This window comes from Acinetobacter sp. YH12043, assembly GCF_013419915.1.
In the GTDB taxonomy this organism is placed as follows: Bacteria; Pseudomonadota; Gammaproteobacteria; order Pseudomonadales; family Moraxellaceae; genus Acinetobacter.
Genome location: NZ_VOZD01000003.1, coordinates 118,348 through 135,698, shown reverse-complemented (window position 1 = coordinate 135,698; position 17,351 = coordinate 118,348). Strand labels below are relative to the sequence as shown.

Below are 17,351 nucleotides of genomic sequence, written 5' to 3'. Positions count from 1 at the left end.
ACTGAGGAATGATTAGCCACCAGTAGAAGGAGCTGCTGTAGCTAATTCACATGTACCTGTAGCTGTATCACAAGTAGTTACACGAACATCACCTGAAGATCCACGCGTTTGAGGGCGGAAACTTAAAGATGATGTTGTAGTACTGTCAAGCTTCTTGCTTGTTCCACTGGCTGTTAGTGCTGTAACTGAAGTAGTTGTTTCATTTGAGTTTGCACAAGCAGCAGGAGTATAAGTACTAACCAAATAGCCTTCTGATGCCATTTCAGCAATAGCCGCATTTACTGCTGATTTAGCTTCGCCTAAACATGCATTGTTTGCTGACTTTTGCACATAAGTTTGATACGCAGGAAGTGCAATCGCAGCAAGAATACCAATAATCGCTACCACGATCATTAATTCGATAAGAGTAAAACCCTTTTGAACTGATTTCATAACATTCTCCACAAATGTTTTGTTATTTATAAAGCTTAAAAAAATTAAAGCTAATTATAGTTAGCATCAACTGTGCCAAGTTTTATTATAATATTTTTGACAAAAAAAACAGCACTTTAAAAAATTATTTTTCTAAATGTCGTTTTCATGTTTCCTTTTGTGTCACTGATTGACAAAAATTGTCAGATTCCGCAGTAAAGTTACCCTAAAATAATCGGCTGATTGGATAACTCGTTTTCAGTATCATTTATTTTTCGATCATAGTAGGCATCGAGTACCAGCCCAATCTCTAAAATTCCCTGCGTCACCCCGTCACGATAGTGCTGCTGCTTTAACTGCTGAATGATATTTTGGCAAATGTCATCCCATATGGTTTGATCAGTAGCTTTTTGAATACCCCGATCAATTACAATTTCAACCTGACGTTCGCATAAGTTTAAATACAACAACACACCGCTGTTATATTCGGTATCCCATACGCCAAGTTCAGCAAAGAGTTGTCTAGCACGGCTTTTACAATCTTGAATATACGCAAGCCGTGATGGCAAACAGCCTTCAATGACTACTTGAATCTCCCCCACATGTCCATGCTCAGCTTGTTCTACTGCAAGCGCAATTGCATGTTGGTCTTGCTTACTAAAAAAACGCTTAGTCGCAGGCAAGTAAAAGACATGTTTTAGCCAACGCTTAAAACTCGGCTTTACCTCATGTTGTAATTTAGGTTGTGTGACGATTTCTGTCGAATCTGTTGTCGTTACCATGAGCCTGATGCGCCTCCCCCACCAAAACCGCCGCCGCCTCCACCGAAGCCGCCGCCAAAACCACCACTACGCCCACCGCCGCCACCTCGCCCACCACCGGATAGGAACATTTGCAAAATCAGCTGTGCCAGTGAGGTCACGAGCAAAAAGAAAACTCCAGCACCAATTAATAGGCTAGCGACCAATCCCATACCATTGACTAATCCAGCTGCAGTTCCAGCCACTGCAGCAGTAGCCGCACTCAGCTTTCTGCCAAAGATCATGGAACCAATAACACCAGCGACGATAATAAAAATAACCGAACCAAAAGTCGCTTGAGATGCTTGCTGCGCTTTATAAGCCTGTTCCTGACGTTCTTTAAGCTCAGCCGCTGCTTGAGCTGCAATTTCTGGATCCAGATTTAGAATACGCTCGATTTCTGCCAGACCGGCATCTATCCCTTGCGCATACTGACCCTGCTTAAACAAAGGCGTAATTTTGTTATTAATAATCCGTCCAGCCACAATATCTGGCAGAACACCTTCTAGCCCATAACCCGTTAAAATCTGGATACGATGATCATTTACTGCAATGGTCATTAACAGACCATTATCATGTTCTTTTGATCCCAGTTGCCAGCGATCTGCCACACGCATGGAATAGTCAAAAATATCTTCCTGGCCCGTAGTAGGGACAATCACTACGCCAATCTGAGCCTTACCTGCCTGATAAAGATTGATGATTCGTTGACTAAGTTGTTGTTTTTCTGCTGCCGTTAATAAATTTGCCTGATCAATCACCGGCTCATTCATGGTGGGCAAGTCGCGCTGAACCTGACCTTCTGCCATATCATTGGCAATTTGGCGCTGCGGTGCTGTATCTGCAGATTCTACATTTTGATCCGTAGTATTCGTTTTAGGCTGCAAAATTTCACGTGCAACAATCACTTCTTCTGTATCAGTTGCTGTTGCTGTTTCACTCCAGGCAGGATTCATCAGGCTCATAATGAGGCTGAGAAATATACCTGTACAAAGTTTTACAGCGCTTATATGCATCATTGCAGCCACCTTATTAGCAGATTACCCAAGATCAAGCTTAATCAAATGAAACCTTAGGTGCCTGTTGGGCACTCTGTTCTGCACTAAAGTTTGGCTTGGTATCCATCCCAATAACTTTGGCTGTCATCACCTGCGGGAACTGACGTGCATAAGAGTTGAAATCTTGTACAGTGGTAATATAGCGGTTACGTGCTACTGCAATACGGTTTTCAGTACCTTCAAGTTGTACCTGCAGATCGCGGAACTGCTCGTTGGCTTTCAGATCAGGATAATTTTCAGTTACTGCCAGTAGACGTGACAAGGCACTGGTCATTTGTGCCTGCGCTTCCTGATAACGCTGGAACAATTCAGGATCTTCCAGCACTTCACGGTCGACTTTTAAGCCTGCCACATTGGCACGTGCCTGAGTCACTTCAGTCAATACCTGCTCTTCATGTGAGGCATAGCCTTTGACAACATTCACTAAATTTGGCACCAAGTCAGCACGACGCTGATACTGGTTTTGTACTTCAGACCATGCCGCAGTCACCGCCTCATCCTTAACTTGTAAGGTGTTATAGCCACAACCTGTAAGCGTAAGCGTACTGGCTAACATCAGAGCAATGAAAGATTTTTTTAATACAGGAATCATCTTTTCTCCTCAATTCTTTATTGATATTTATTTAATTAATTTGATTTTAAACATATTTTTCTCATTTTTTGTTAATTTTTATAATTTTTTACTTATATTGTTCTTATTCTTTCTGTTCTGCTTCAGAGCTACGAATTAATATTGGATATATTGATAAGTTCAAATATATATTTTTATAAACTCTTAGGATTAAGCTGACTTAATGAGAAAAAAAAGAAAGTAAAAAACCCGCCGTAGCGGGTTTTTTTTAAATAGATGATTAAATTAGATTAAATATCAAGATAATCGAGAATACCTTCTGCAGCCTGACGACCTTCCCAGATCGCAGTCACGACCAGGTCAGAACCACGGACCATGTCGCCACCAGCAAAGATTTTTGGATTTGAAGTCTGGAATTTGTATTGCTGCTGCTCGGCTGCAAGTACGCGACCTGAACCATCCAAGTTGATTTCTACGTCAGTGAACCAGTCTGCAGGGCTGGTACGGAAACCAAATGCCAGCAATACCGCATCTGCAGGCAGAATTTCTTCTGAACCTGGAATTGGTTCTGGGCTACGGCGGCCACGGCTGTCTGGTTCACCCAGTTGAGTCGTTACCACTTTGACGCCAGTCACTTTGCCATTTTCACCCACGATTTCGATAGGCTGACGGTTAAACTGGAATTCCACACCTTCTTCACGCGCATTTTTTACTTCACGACGTGAACCCGGCATATTCGCTTCATCACGACGATAAGCACAAACCACTGACTCAGCACCTTGACGGATTGAAGTACGGTTACAGTCCATCGCGGTATCACCACCACCTAAGACAATCACTTTCTTGCCTTCAACGCTGATGTATTCGGATGGATCTTTTTCCCAACCCTGGCAACGGTTTACGTTAGCAATCAGGAAATCCAGTGCATCATATACACCATCCAGATCTTCACCAGCAAAGCCACCTTTCATATAAGTGTATGTTCCCATACCCATAAAGACAGCATCATAGTCAGCAAGTAACTGGTCAATGGTGACATCTGTACCAATTTCAGTATTCAGACGGAATTCAACACCCATACCCGTGAAGATTTCACGACGGCGTTTCATCACGTCTTTTTCCATCTTGAATTCTGGGATACCGAAAGTCAGCAGACCACCAATTTCAGGACGTTTATCAAATACAACAGGTTTAACACCATTACGTACCAGAATATCAGCACAGCCTAGACCGGCAGGACCTGCTCCAATGATAGCAACCTTCTTGTCAGTCCATTTCACATGAGACATGTCTGGACGCCAGCCTAAAGCGAAAGCGGTGTCATTAATATATTTCTCGGCATTACCAATTGTGACTGCACCAAAACCATCATTCAAGGTACAAGCACCTTCACACAGACGGTCTTGAGGACAAACACGACCACAAACTTCTGGTAAAGTATTGGTCTGGTGACACAGTTCTGCTGCTTGAAAAATACGGCCTTCTGCAAGTAACTTCAACCAGTTTGGAATGTAGTTATGAACCGGACATTTCCATTCACAGTACGGGTTACCACAACCTAGACAACGATGTGACTGATTTGCAGCCACTTCTGTTGTGAAAGGTTTATAAATTTCCACAAATTCTGCTTTGCGGACGTCAATCTCTTTTTTCTCTGGATCTTGGCGTGCGACATCCAGGAATTGAAAGTCATTATTTAGGCGCTCTGCCATCTCTCTCTCCGTGGGTAGACCCAAGGCTTTATTCGCATTACCTTAGGTCTGCCTATATCTGCAGTAGTGGAATTATTGTGGATCAGCTTGAGTTGTTTTCAACAAGGTCAATAAGTTAGCTGCTTTTGGTTTTACCAGCCAGAACTTACGACTATAGAAATCAAACTCATGGCGGATCTTGTACGCCCAAGCACTACCTGTTTCTGCAATATGTTCATCTAAAATGCGAAGCAAAAAGGTCTGATGTTCTTCCATCGCTTCAGTTGAGATACGGTTCAGTTCAATCAACTCATGGTTGTAATGATCTACAAAATCATTGTCCAGGTCCAATACATAAGCAAAACCACCGGTCATACCTGCACCGAAGTTATGACCTACTTTACCTAGGACAGTCACAATACCGCCAGTCATATATTCACAGCAGTGATCGCCTGCACCCTCAATCACAGCAAAGGCACCAGAGTTACGAACTGCAAAACGTTCACCCGCAGTACCCGCAGCAAACAATTTACCACCAGTCGCACCATACAGACAGGTATTACCAATGATCGCAGTATTTTGAGTCTGGAATGGCGAACCTTTCGGTGGGAAAATCGAGATACGACCACCTGCCATACCTTTACCCACGTAGTCGTTCGCATCACCTTCCAGTTTGAGATGCAGACCACCGGCATTCCAGACACCGAGTGACTGACCCGCTGTACCAGTCAGATTTACTTTAACCGGATGTGCTTCCATACTCAGGTTGCCATAACGTTTGGCAATTTCACCTGACAGACGTGCACCAATTGAACGGTCACAGTTACCTACGGTAAAGCTGTATTCACCACCTGTACCTGCTTCGATTGCTGGCAGAATTTCTTCTACCATTTTCTCAGCCAAAATACCTTTATCGAATGGTGCATTACCTTGTACTTCACAGTACTGTGCTTTGCCTTCTGCTGCTGGATGTGACTCTAGCAGTTTGCTCAGGTCAAGGTGAGCATGTTTGTCAGTTTCACCTGGCAGGATTTCCAGCAAATCTGTACGGCCAATCAGGTCTTTCAGGCTAGATACGCCAAGTGCCGCCAACCATTCACGTGTTTCTTCAGCAATGAAAGTGAAGAAATTGATCAGCATTTGTGGTTCGCCGATGTAGTGCTCTTGGCGCAGATGATCCTGCTGAGTCGCAACACCGGTCGCACAGTTATTCAAGTGACAGATACGCAGGTATTTACAGCCTAAAGCAATCATTGGAGTCGAACCGAAGCCAAAGCTTTCTGCACCCAAGATCGCTGCTTTTACCACGTCAAGACCAGTTTTTAAACCACCATCAGTCTGAACGCGTACTTTGCCACGCAGGTCGTTTACACGAAGTGCTTGATGCGCTTCACTTAAACCTAATTCCCATGGAGAACCCGCATGGTGAATCGAAGACAATGGAGATGCTGCTGTACCACCGTCATAACCGGAAATGGTAATAAAATCGGCATAAGCTTTTGCCACACCTGCCGCAATCGTACCTACACCCGGTTCAGATACCAGTTTCACCGATACCATCGCTTGTGGATTAACTTGTTTCAAGTCAAAGATCAACTGTGATAAATCTTCAATTGAATAGATATCATGGTGGGGTGGTGGCGAAATCAGAGTCACGCCCGGAACTGAATAACGTAAACGGGCAATCAAGCCATTCACTTTACCACCAGGTAACTGACCGCCTTCACCCGGTTTTGCACCTTGCGCGACTTTAATTTGCAGGACTTCTGCTGATGTTAAGTAAGCAGGAGTCACACCAAAACGGCCCGATGCAATCTGTTTGATTTTCGAGTTACGAATCGTGCCGTAACGCGCTGGATCTTCACCGCCCTCACCAGAGTTTGAACGACCACCGATGGTGTTCATGGCAATCGCAATCGCTTCATGTGCTTCAGGAGATAGTGCACCCAAAGACATACCCGCAGAGTCAAAGCGAGGCAGGATATCTTCTACAGACTCAACCTGATCCACTGGAATTGAATTGTCAGTTTTCAGCTTGAATAAGTCACGAATGGTTGCAATCGGACGATTGTTTACCAGCTCTGCATATTCTTTAAAGTCAGCATAATTACCAGAACGTACTGCTTTATGCAGTGAGTTAATCACATCCGGGTTAAACGCATGGTATTCCTTGCCGAAGACGAATTTCAGCATACCGCCCTGATCAATTGGCTTACGGTTTTTCCAGGCTAAATCTGCCAGTTGCTTCTGGTCATTTTCAAGATCAGCAAAAGTTGCACCCTGAATACGGCTCGGAACACCTACGAAGCATTTATTCACAACTTCATTGGATAGGCCGACTGCTTCAAACAGCTGACCGCCACGGTAAGAAGCTACAGTTGAAATACCCATCTTAGACAGGACTTTCAGCAGGCCTTTTTCAATCCCCTTACGGAAATTGTTTTGCGCATAGACCGGATCACCTAGCAATTCACCTTTAGCCACCAGATCATTGATCACGTCATATGCTAGGTATGGATAAATTGCTGTCGCGCCAAAGCCAAGCAGAACGGCAAATTGATGTGGATCACGGGCGAAACCGGTTTCAACAATCAAATTCGCATCAGTACGCAGACCAGTATTGATCAGATGATGGTGTACTGCACCAGTGACCATCACAGCATTGGCTGGCAAGTAACCTTCACGGATTTTCTTGTCTGAAAGTACCAATAAAGTTTTGCCGTCACGAATCGCTTGCGCTGATTCTTCGCAAATACGAGCAATCGCAGCTTCTAAGCCTTCAGTTTCAGCATAGTTCAGATCAATATCCGCAATCTCATAACCTGTACGGCCTAGCGTACGGATCTGATGCATTTTTGAATTAGACAGGACCGGACTTGAAATAATCAAACGGTCTGCATGTTCTGGACCCTGTTCGAAAACATTTTGTTCACGACCTAAACAGGTTTCCAGTGACATCACAATCGATTCACGTAATGGATCGATTGGCGGATTTGTTACCTGAGCAAACTGCTGACGGAAATAGTCTGAAACATGACGTACCTGACGTGACAGAACCGCCATCGGGGTATCATCACCCATAGAACCCACAGCTTCCTGACCGCTTTCAGCGATTGGACGCAGCAACTGGTCACGCTCTTCGAAAGTCACCATGAACATTTTCTGTGCCACTTTCAGGTTGTCACCTTTCAAGCCTCGCTCACATAGATATTCTTCCAGCTCAGGGCTACCTTGTAGACGTACAGCATTTTCACGTAACCATTCACGGTACGGACGCATACGTTTCAGGTGATTATTCACATCCTGAGTATCTAGTACTTTACCGGTATAAGTATCGATCACCAGCATTTGGCCAGGACCCACACGTCCTTTAGAAATGACATCTTCAGGTTCATAACCCCATACACCGATTTCTGACGCCAGTGTGATGTAGCCATTTTTAGTGATGACCCAACGTGCCGGACGCAAGCCGTTACGATCCAGCATACAGATCGCATGACGACCGTCTTGGATAACTAAACCAGCAGGGCCATCCCATGCTTCCATATGTTTAGAGTTGAACTCATAGAATGCACGTAAATCAGCATCAAGCGTTTCAACGTTCTGCCAAGCAGGTGGAACCAGCATACGTAGCGCACGGAACAAATCCATACCACCACCCACAAGGATTTCCAGCATATTATCCAGACTAGATGAATCTGAACCAGTACGGTTTACGATTGGACTCAGCTCAGTCAGACCTGGCAGTAACGGGTTTTCAAATTTAGGCGTACGCGCCATTGCCCAGTTACGGTTAGCCGTAATGGTATTGATCTCACCATTATGTGCCAGGTAACGGAATGGCTGAGCCAGTGGCCAGCGTGGCAATGTATTGGTAGAGAAACGTTGGTGGAAGACCACGATATGTGATGCCAGACGCTCATCAGCCAAGTCAGTATAGAAGTCAGCAATAGCTGCTGGCATCATCAGACCTTTATAGCTGATTACAGTTGAGCATAAGGTCGTCACATAGAAGTATGGATCACTGGTTAACTGCTGTTCAGCACGACGACGCGCAAGGAACAATTTACGGTTGAATTCAACTTCAGTCACACCAATTGGGCAGTTCACGATGACCTGCTCAAAAGCTGGCAGAGACTGCATCGCAATCTCACCAAGCGCATCATTATTCGTCGGCACAACACGCCATGCGATAACGCGACAACCTTCTTCTTCAATTTCTTTCGTCAGGACTTGTTTTGCATGTGCGGCTAATGCTGGATCCAGATTCAGTAATACTGTACCCACAGCAAAAATCTCACTTAAGGTAATGTCACTTAAGCGTTTGGCCTCTTCACGGAAGAATTCTTTAGGCATTGCCAGCAATAGACCACAACCATCACCGGTCTTGCCATCAGCAGCAATACCGCCACGGTGGGTCATACAACTTAGACTATGAATTGCGGTCTTGACCAGATCATGACTGGCATCACCCTGCATATGGGCGATCAAACCGAAACCACAGTTATCTTTAAACTCATCCGGTTGGTATAAACCTTGAGCGGGAGCTACATTATTAGGCGATGGCATGTGCATAGCGTACCCTTCTTTTCACTAAGCCCGATAGGCTATTAAACAATCTAAATTCTGCTGTGCGTGACTGTCTGATTTACTCGGCAAGCTAAGCAGCTTTATAGAGCAAAATATCATTGAGTATCTTTTCAACATAATCCTTTTTCAGACGGAATGCATGAAAAATAACATTCATTTTGCTGATGGATAAGATAAAAATAAGCAACAAAGATGACAATTACGCCTATTCATCGAATCATTTTCGCGCCAAAACAGGGAGATTAATTCAATTCATGCACCAATAAAGCAAATTTCATGCCAACTTAAGGAGCAAAAATCAAAACAACACAAATGACAAAGATTTAGCCTACAAAAGGAAAATTATGATTATTTATGGTGCGTATTTTTTGCACCAAAAGCGCACATTTATAATAAAGATAAAGTGTCCGTGCGCTATTTTAGACCGGCCTAGTTAAATGGATCACTAATCTCGTTTTCTTGAGGTCGAGAATTGCCATTTGATGAGCGCGGACTTCCTTCGACATGACTTTGAGATTTCTGTACATCTACTACATTACCTTCCTGATCACGTCGAACAATCGTGGTACTCGTGGTGCTTTCTTTAGGGGTGACCACAGGTGCTGAAGGTTGAGCTTTCGGTCTTATCTGTACGGATTCATCGACTTTCGGTAAAGGTACATTTTTCAACTGAATTTCATAAAGTTTTTGATTACTTGCCAGTTCTTCCGAACCCATACTGTTGACTAGACTGGCATATTGTTGCATGGCCACAACTTTAGGCTGGACAGATTTAGGCAGATTCAGATTGAGCACTGATAAAGCCTGTTGAGCTTCTGCTGCGGTTTTATACAGACCATATAACAATACATATTGTTCAGGCTGGTTCTCACCCGAAAGCCTTAAATAAACAAAAGGCTTACGATCCTGCTGCTTTTTCAGGAAGGTTTTTAGAATGGCTTCATTACCTACACGAAATAGCTCAATCGCATGCTGTTTCTTTACTTCACCAATATATTTGGTTCCGCGGAATTCAGGCTCATGACTAACATTGACAACAATCCGAGTATTGAGAGCAAGAGGCTTAACCTCATCAGAAAGTGCACCAAGATGGGTCATTGAGGCCACTTTTTCTGGTTGAATCTGTAATTCAACTTCCGTTTCCGGCTTCTTCTCTACTTCTACCACTTCATCTGTATCGGTAATAGCCCAAAAAACCAAGGCAGCAAATAGACAGCATACGCCACAGACCAGCCAGAAATAATGCTGAATCTTTTGCCAAGGGGTACGTAATGCTGTCATAAAAATTTAAACCTATGCCTGATGAGCTAAAATCGCCTGTTGCATCAACTCGACATCAAAGTCTCGAGTAATGACCGCTTTTCCAAGTTGCTGCAATAATACAAGACGAAGCTGCCCATTTAAAACTTTCTTGTCGTGAGCCATATAAGCCAGGAAATCGTCAAGTGGGATTTTAGGACAAACAATAGGTAATTGCGCACGAGAAATGATTTTTTTTGTACGCTCAAGGTCTTCTAATGAAATCCAGCCCATGCGATGGGATAAATCTGCTGCCATCACCATACCGGTTGCTACCGCTTCTCCGTGCAGCCACTCACCATAACCCAGATAAGACTCAATCGCATGACCGAATGTATGACCGAGATTAAGTAAAGCACGCTCACCCTGCTCTTTTTCATCATTGGCTACAATATGAGCTTTATGTGCACAAGAACGATAAACCGCTTCGGCCAGCAATTGCTCATCACGGGCAATAAGACCTTCCATATTGGCTTCTAACCAGACCAGAAAATCTTCATCTCCGAGTAAGGCATATTTGATCACTTCAGCCAAGCCTGCAGATAGCTCACGATCTGGTAAAGTTGACAGCTGTGACATATCTGCCAACACCACTTGTGGCTGCTGGAAAGCACCAATCATGTTTTTACCCAGTGGATGATTAATGCCGGTTTTACCCCCAACACTGGAATCTACTTGAGACAGCAACGTCGTTGGCACCTGAATAAAATATACTCCACGCTGGAAACAGGCAGAAGCAAAGCCGGCCATATCTCCAATAACACCACCACCGAGTGCCAGAACCGTACTGTCTCGGTTAAAGCCTGCCTCAAGCAATGCATCAAAAATTAGGTTTAGATGCTCAATATTTTTGTATTTCTCGCCATCCGGTAAAATACAGGTCGCCACAGTTTTACCCAAATTTTCCAATGCAGCCTTATAGCGATCCAGATAGAGTGGTGCCACCGTATCATTACTGACAACCATCACCTGTTTGCCATGAATATAAGGCTCAAGCAACTCCTGAGGATTCAAGTTACTGCCAATAAAAATGGGGTAACGGCGTTCACCGAGTTCGACATATAAGGTTTTCATGAGGGGATAACCACTTTTTCAACTGAACTTATTTTTTCGGAAGGATGAGATTCAGAATACGCTGCGCCAGATCTCGTGCAGCTCCCTGATTGGTCTCAATAATGTAATGTGCGACTTCCCGGTATAACGGATCCCGCACTGCAAGCAGATCTCTGAGTTTCTGTTCAGGATTTTCGACTTGTAACAAGGGACGGTTTTTATCGCGATAGGTTCGCTGAAGCTGAATTTCCACCGGAGTATAGAGATAAACAACAATGCCGCGTTGTTTTAAAAATTCACGATTGGGGGGCTGAGTCACTGCACCACCGCCAGTCGCCAAGACCAGTTGTTTTTTTGCAGTTAACTCATCAATGACATTCGTTTCACGACTTCTAAAGCCTTTTTCCCCTTCTTTTTCAAAAATCCAAGGAATGGTCGCACCTGTTTTCCGCTCAATTTCATGATCGCTGTCCAGAAATTCTCGTCCTAACAGTTCTGCTAAATGTCGTCCTACTGTTGTTTTACCGGCCCCCATCGGCCCTACCAAATAGATATTTGGCAGGGTTTCAAACTCTTTGCTTGGCAAGGAGTCACCTATTCATTTTGTTAAATTCAAAATATATTAATGATTTCTTGAAACACTGTCATTAACAATTCGAGGTGTAACAAAAATCAGTAACTCACGCTTGTTATCTGATTTTACATCTTTACGGAATAAACGGCCTAAATAAGGTAGATCGCCCAGGAAAGGCACCTTAGTTTGTGCATTTCGAGTTTCTTGCTCAAAAATACCCCCTAACACTACTGTTTCACCATTATCAACCAGTACATTAGTATTGATCTGGTTTTTATTAATGGTTAACTGTCCAGTGGGTGTCGGATTCCCTGGTGAGTCACTGGTAATATTCAACTCCATCTGTACCTTGCCATCTGGGGTAATACTTGGTGTTACATCTAAACTTAAAGTTGCATCAATAAATTCTGTAGTCGACACTGCATTAGCACCACCACCTTCTGCGGACTGATAAGGAATTTGTGAACCAGATGCCACAGTCGCTTTTTGCTTGTCAGCAGTGAGCACTTTTGGTGTAGAAATTACTTCACCATAACCATCTGCCTGTAGCGCAGAAAGTTCAAGATCCAGCATAAAATCTGATAGGCTAATTAAACCAAAGGCGATGCGACTTGCTCCTGGACTAGTTACACCTAGATCCACATTAAGGTTATCCGGTCTCTGAATTTCATAGGTCCACCCCCCTCTTTCACTATCAAATTCAGGCTCCCTCAAATCCCAAAGAGTCGTATCACTACCACCAACGAGAAGGTGATTATTATTGGTAATCCCTTGAGATAGAATCCCCCACTTCACCCCCATTTCTTTAGTAAAGTCAGTGGTTGCACGGACAATACGCGCCTCTACCATCACCTGCTTTACCTGTACATCCAGCAGATCCACCATATTGCGAATTTTATCAATAAATGGCTGGGTATCATTCACAATAATGGTATTGGTACGAGCATCAATAGAGATAGAGCCACGTGAACTTAATAAACTTTCTTTATCATCATTATTAGTACTATTACTTGAATTACCTGATCCTGATGCACTTTTATTTTGAGTAATCAGTTTTTCAATATCTGCTGCTTTTGCATAACTGAGCTGCATATATTCAGTTTGAATCGGTGCAAGTGCAACGCTTTGTTTTAAAGCCTTAGCTTCTTCTTCTTCGGCCTTAATTAGTTCTGCCACTGGTGCAATCCAGATCACATTACCATTACGGCGTTTATCCAGATTTTTGGTTTTTAACACGATATCTAAAGCCTGATCCCAAGGCACTTCTTTGAGGCGTAAGGTAATATTACCTTGTACGCTATCTGCAGCAACCATATTGATATCGGTAAAATCGGCTAATAACTGTAGAACTCGACGGACTTCAATATCTTGGAAATCGAGGGAAATTTTCTTGCCTGTATAAGCGACTGATTTAGGACGTAAAGGCCCTTTAACTTCTGGACGCTTCAAACTAATCGTCAGCTTATTATCAGTTTGAAAAGCCATATATTCATAGCTTTCCGCAGACTGAATGGTAATTACGCCTGATCCATTCTGGTTGACTGCATCTACGGTTGAAACAGGCGTGGCAAAATCATTCACATTCAAACGTCGGGTCAAATGTGCCGGAATCTTGGAGCCCAGAGTCCGCACAATCACTTTGGTTCCCTGCTGCTGTACATCGACTGGTGTGTTCTGACCTGCCAGATCAATTACCACCAGTCCTTCACCTTGCGCACCCCGCTGGAAACCAATATTAGTAACCCCCTGAGCGACCTGCTGTTGTACAGGCTGAGCAATAGCGACTGGACTGGCAGAATTAATTTTTAAAATAAAGGTATTGCCTTCCACACGCGTCGTAAATGCACCTGCATTAGCAAGATTCACTGTCAAACGAGAACGCTGTGCATCCGAGCTAACATCCACTGAACTGGCTTCAGCAGTTGCGACTGGAATACTAGACTGTTTTAGATTTTGTTGTGCCTCATTAAAATCCAGAATCAGGCGTGATGGAGATTCAAGCTGATAAGCTTGAGGCTGAGGTGGCAGACCGTTAAACATCACCCGGATTTCAGTTCCCTGTCCAGGAATCTGCATTGGCACCACATTGGTCATTGAAACTTGCGCACTCGCTGCTTGCATCACAGCAATCGCGACAGCCCCCATAGAAAACTGACGAAACACATGATTCATTGTATTAGCATCCCCAAAAATAAATTCTTTAATACTCTTATTCATTTTTATTCCTTAAAACTTATGGCGCTGGCCCAATCAAAACCAGACTTCGTGGACGTTCCACATATCCCTCACGGCCATCTGGAATAATCTCAATCAAGTCAATCTGTGTCGGCGTAATTCTCGTTACACGACCGTGATTAAGTCCCATATAGCTGCCACGTTGTATCCGTTCAATTTCCCCATCAGGCGTTTGAATCAAAGCCAGAATCTGCCCCGCCTGATTCCGCATACTGCCTTTCATGCTTAAGGTTTCGAGTGGATAACTCTCTAAAGGCTGTAATTGGCGTGACAAGTTCGGATAAACTCGCTTACCTGCCATAATTTTCAATTCAGCCGCTAAAGAGCTCGGCAGAAAAGGACTTTTCAGCTGATGAGCTGCATAATTAAACATTTCTGTCGGAATAAAATCTGGTGCCGGCTCAATCGGTAATGGCGGTTGATTGCGAATATTGGCCATTTCCTGATTGACTGCATCAATTCTTGATTCGCAACCCACCAATAAAAATCCGAGCGTTAAAGCTGAAGTAATTTTAATGATATTCATTACTGAGCTCCCTGCGTATCAGTTGTAGCTGAAGTAGATGAAGCATCTGCATTGCCTACATAACGGTAGGTTTTCGCTTTCACTACATAATCAATAACAGGAATTTCAGATTTCTTTTCTTTATTTTCAGTTCCTGTAATGGTGAAATCATGCAGTGTAACGATGCGCGAAAGCCCTGCAATACTGCTCACAAAAGAACCAAAGGCATGATAATCCCCAGTGGCTTCAATCGCGATTGGCTGTTCAATAAAGAATTCCTGCTTGATTTCAGGTTCAAGACGAATATTCTTAAATTTCAGTCCAGAGTTCACTCCACTCAGGTTAATATCTTCCACCAGACCTGGAATTTCAGTTTCTTTCGGCAATTGTTCCAATTGCTGATTAAAACGTGCTTCCATCTCCTGCAACTGAATCTGATACTGCTGTAAATTACGCAGCTTGGATTCCTTTTCCCGGAATTCATTTAACAGGTTTTGTTCTTGAGCACTGGCTTGTGAAATTGCTTCTATCTTGCCGCGAATAAACCCGAAATACCCCAGCATAAAAACCAGAATAACAATAAAGATCCAGCAGGTAATTTTGACTGATAATGGCCAGCTACCATAATTATTTGGATCTAGTGTATTGAATTGTTGAAAGAATTTCTCAACTGTCATTTTTTTTCTAGGAACAGCCACTACGTCTTGGCTTAATTCATCGAATCCGTCATTACTCATGATGATGCCTCCGCTGTAGTTGTGGCTGGTGTTTGTCCTTCTTTAAGTGTTGGCTCAGCGATTTGATCCAGATCAACCGTGACCGTAAAGCTGCCATAAGATTCTTCCACTCGTGGAATCACCGAGGATGGCGCTTTATCTTTTGGCTCTTCAGCAACCAGGAAAGCATTCATAAATGCATTACGATACCAGGTAGAAGCTTCCAGATTACGTAGCAACTCAGCCACGGTATTCGGACTTTCTGCCTTACCTTCAATAGTGAATTTATCGCCGGTACGCTGAAATTTTGTAATGTACATATTGCCTGGTGTGACCCGTACAATTTCATCAATCAGGTGAACTGCGATCGGTCGTTGAGTCTGTAAACCCTGAATCAGCTTCATACGTTCAACAATTGCATTACGCTGGTCTTGTAAACCATCTAATGCTTTCAGCTGTACATCCAGATTCTGGTTAGTACTGACCACCAGCTGGTTGGCCTGTTCCTGATCCTGAAGTTTTTGATCGTAATAGAACCAGGTTGAACCTGCTGCTGCCAATCCCAGAAAAAGTGCCCCTGCGCAAATCGCTACAAATTCATTATTTCTTTTAATTCTTAGCTCATCGCGCCAAGGGAGTAAGTTAATCTTTGCCATTAATCAAAACTCCTCAATGCCAAACCACATGCAACCATGAGTGAGGACGCGTCATTTTCAATTTTTTTAATATCAATTTGAGGAGAAAAGCCCATTTGCAGGAATGGATTGGCAATCGTGACCCGGTAGCCGAGTTTTTGCTGTAATAGTTTTGCCAGACCTGGAATATTGGCATTCCCCCCTGCCAATAAAATATGGTCAATCTCGTTAAACTGAGATGAAGAGAAGAAGAACTGTAATGAACGCGCTGCCTGCTGCACGACTGCATCCAGGAAAGGTTCCAGCACTTCGATGTCATAATCATCCGGTAAGGCACGGGTTTTTTTAGCACGCCCTGCTTCCTCAAAAGACAATCCATAACGGTTCTGGATTTCCTGAGTCAGCTGTTTGCCACCAAAAACCTGCTCACGGGTATAAATGATCTTGTTATTTTGCATGACGGATAAGGTCGTCATACTATGACCAATATCCAGGATCCCGACAGTATTTACCCCCATCGGTAAGGTATCCGAAAACACCTTGAATGCATTTTCTAATGCAAAACTTTCGACATCTGCAATTTTTGGATTGAGGTTGGCAATTTGCAGTACTTCAGAACGCGCTTCAACATTTTCGATTCGGGTCGCTACTAACAGGACATTGACCCGGTTCGGATTGGTTAAACGATCTGGCAGAACTTCAAAGTCCAGACTGGCTTCATCAAGTGGGAAAGGAATATATTGTTCGGCATCTTCACGAATCTGAATTTCACGTTCATCATCCGACATATCGGCATCCATTTCGATGATCTTGGTGATGACCATAGAAGTTGGAATCGCAAAGGCTGACTGACTGGACTGGGTATTGGCCAAATTAATCGCACGCCCCAACGCATCACCCACCGCTTCTGGATTTAAAATATTTTTTTCAACGACACTACTTTCTGGTAATGGGACTAAAGCATAACTTTCTACCCAGTACCGACCGTTCTTTACAGAGAGCTCTAAAACTTTAACAGAAGTCGAACTAATATCGACTCCTATTAACCCCTTATTTGGCTTACGATATAACCTGCGCACAATACAATTCCTATTATTTTTTTATCCCCAATAAAAACAAACTCACCAATCTGTACCGGCCTATAATTTTATACAGATACAATAACTCATCTAACAATATGTATATCTAAAGGATATACTGACCGGTAATTAGT

Annotated in this window: 14 protein-coding genes; all 14 read right to left on the bottom strand. The window is 43.4% G+C overall.

From position 1 onward, the window contains the following. Window positions 1-12 precede the first annotated feature (12 nt). Window positions 13-432 (bottom strand): prepilin-type N-terminal cleavage/methylation domain-containing protein, encoded by a 420-nt coding sequence (locus FTU01_RS02580; protein ID WP_180138029.1) that lies wholly within the window; start codon window positions 430-432, stop codon window positions 13-15. A gap of 200 nt (window positions 433-632) precedes the next feature. After that, entirely contained in the window at window positions 633-1,193 is a 561-nt protein-coding gene (locus FTU01_RS02575; protein ID WP_180138027.1) for a TPM domain-containing protein, read from the bottom strand. Beyond that, window positions 1,187-2,230 carry a TPM domain-containing protein gene (locus tag FTU01_RS02570; RefSeq protein ID WP_180138025.1) on the bottom strand — a complete coding sequence of 348 codons (1,044 nt, stop codon included), beginning with the start codon at window positions 2,228-2,230 and terminating at the stop codon, window positions 1,187-1,189. The genes FTU01_RS02575 and FTU01_RS02570 overlap by 7 nt, the downstream gene beginning before the upstream one ends. Before the next feature lie 37 nt (window positions 2,231-2,267). Further along, window positions 2,268-2,861, bottom strand: coding sequence for a LemA family protein (locus tag FTU01_RS02565; RefSeq protein ID WP_218952462.1), 594 nt, complete (start codon window positions 2,859-2,861; stop codon window positions 2,268-2,270). Window positions 2,862-3,130: 269 nt separating this feature from the next. Continuing rightward, window positions 3,131-4,552, bottom strand: a complete 1,422-nt coding sequence (locus tag FTU01_RS02560; RefSeq protein WP_180002733.1) for an FAD-dependent oxidoreductase — start codon at window positions 4,550-4,552, stop codon at window positions 3,131-3,133. Window positions 4,553-4,624: 72 nt separating this feature from the next. Beyond that, the gene (gene gltB, locus FTU01_RS02555; protein WP_180138076.1) at window positions 4,625-9,100 is read right to left on the bottom strand and encodes a glutamate synthase large subunit; all 4,476 of its coding nucleotides are present in this window, start codon (window positions 9,098-9,100) and stop codon (window positions 4,625-4,627) included. Between the two features lie 450 nt (window positions 9,101-9,550). Beyond that, the gene (locus FTU01_RS02550; protein ID WP_179992175.1) at window positions 9,551-10,402 is read right to left on the bottom strand and encodes a hypothetical protein; all 852 of its coding nucleotides are present in this window, start codon (window positions 10,400-10,402) and stop codon (window positions 9,551-9,553) included. A gap of 12 nt (window positions 10,403-10,414) precedes the next feature. Then, window positions 10,415-11,494, bottom strand: a complete 1,080-nt coding sequence (gene aroB / locus FTU01_RS02545; protein WP_180011136.1) for a 3-dehydroquinate synthase — start codon at window positions 11,492-11,494, stop codon at window positions 10,415-10,417. Window positions 11,495-11,522: 28 nt separating this feature from the next. Continuing rightward, the gene (gene aroK, locus FTU01_RS02540; protein ID WP_180138023.1) at window positions 11,523-12,059 is read right to left on the bottom strand and encodes a shikimate kinase AroK; all 537 of its coding nucleotides are present in this window, start codon (window positions 12,057-12,059) and stop codon (window positions 11,523-11,525) included. Window positions 12,060-12,095: 36 nt separating this feature from the next. Beyond that, complete coding sequence (pilQ, locus tag FTU01_RS02535) at window positions 12,096-14,219, bottom strand: type IV pilus secretin PilQ (protein WP_373686357.1); 2,124 nt, start codon at window positions 14,217-14,219, stop codon at window positions 12,096-12,098. Between the two features lie 61 nt (window positions 14,220-14,280). Next, window positions 14,281-14,808: a pilus assembly protein PilP gene (locus FTU01_RS02530; protein ID WP_034169727.1), complete on the bottom strand. Its 528-nt coding sequence runs from the start codon at window positions 14,806-14,808 to the stop codon at window positions 14,281-14,283. Next, window positions 14,808-15,524 (bottom strand): type 4a pilus biogenesis protein PilO, encoded by a 717-nt coding sequence (locus tag FTU01_RS02525; RefSeq protein ID WP_034702183.1) that lies wholly within the window; start codon window positions 15,522-15,524, stop codon window positions 14,808-14,810. Before FTU01_RS02525 ends, FTU01_RS02530 begins: the two co-directional genes overlap by 1 nt. Then, window positions 15,521-16,159, bottom strand: coding sequence for a PilN domain-containing protein (locus tag FTU01_RS02520; protein WP_179992180.1), 639 nt, complete (start codon window positions 16,157-16,159; stop codon window positions 15,521-15,523). The genes FTU01_RS02525 and FTU01_RS02520 overlap by 4 nt, the downstream gene beginning before the upstream one ends. Continuing rightward, window positions 16,159-17,217, bottom strand: coding sequence for a pilus assembly protein PilM (locus FTU01_RS02515; RefSeq protein ID WP_180002742.1), 1,059 nt, complete (start codon window positions 17,215-17,217; stop codon window positions 16,159-16,161). Before FTU01_RS02515 ends, FTU01_RS02520 begins: the two co-directional genes overlap by 1 nt. Window positions 17,218-17,351: the final 134 nt, after the last annotated feature.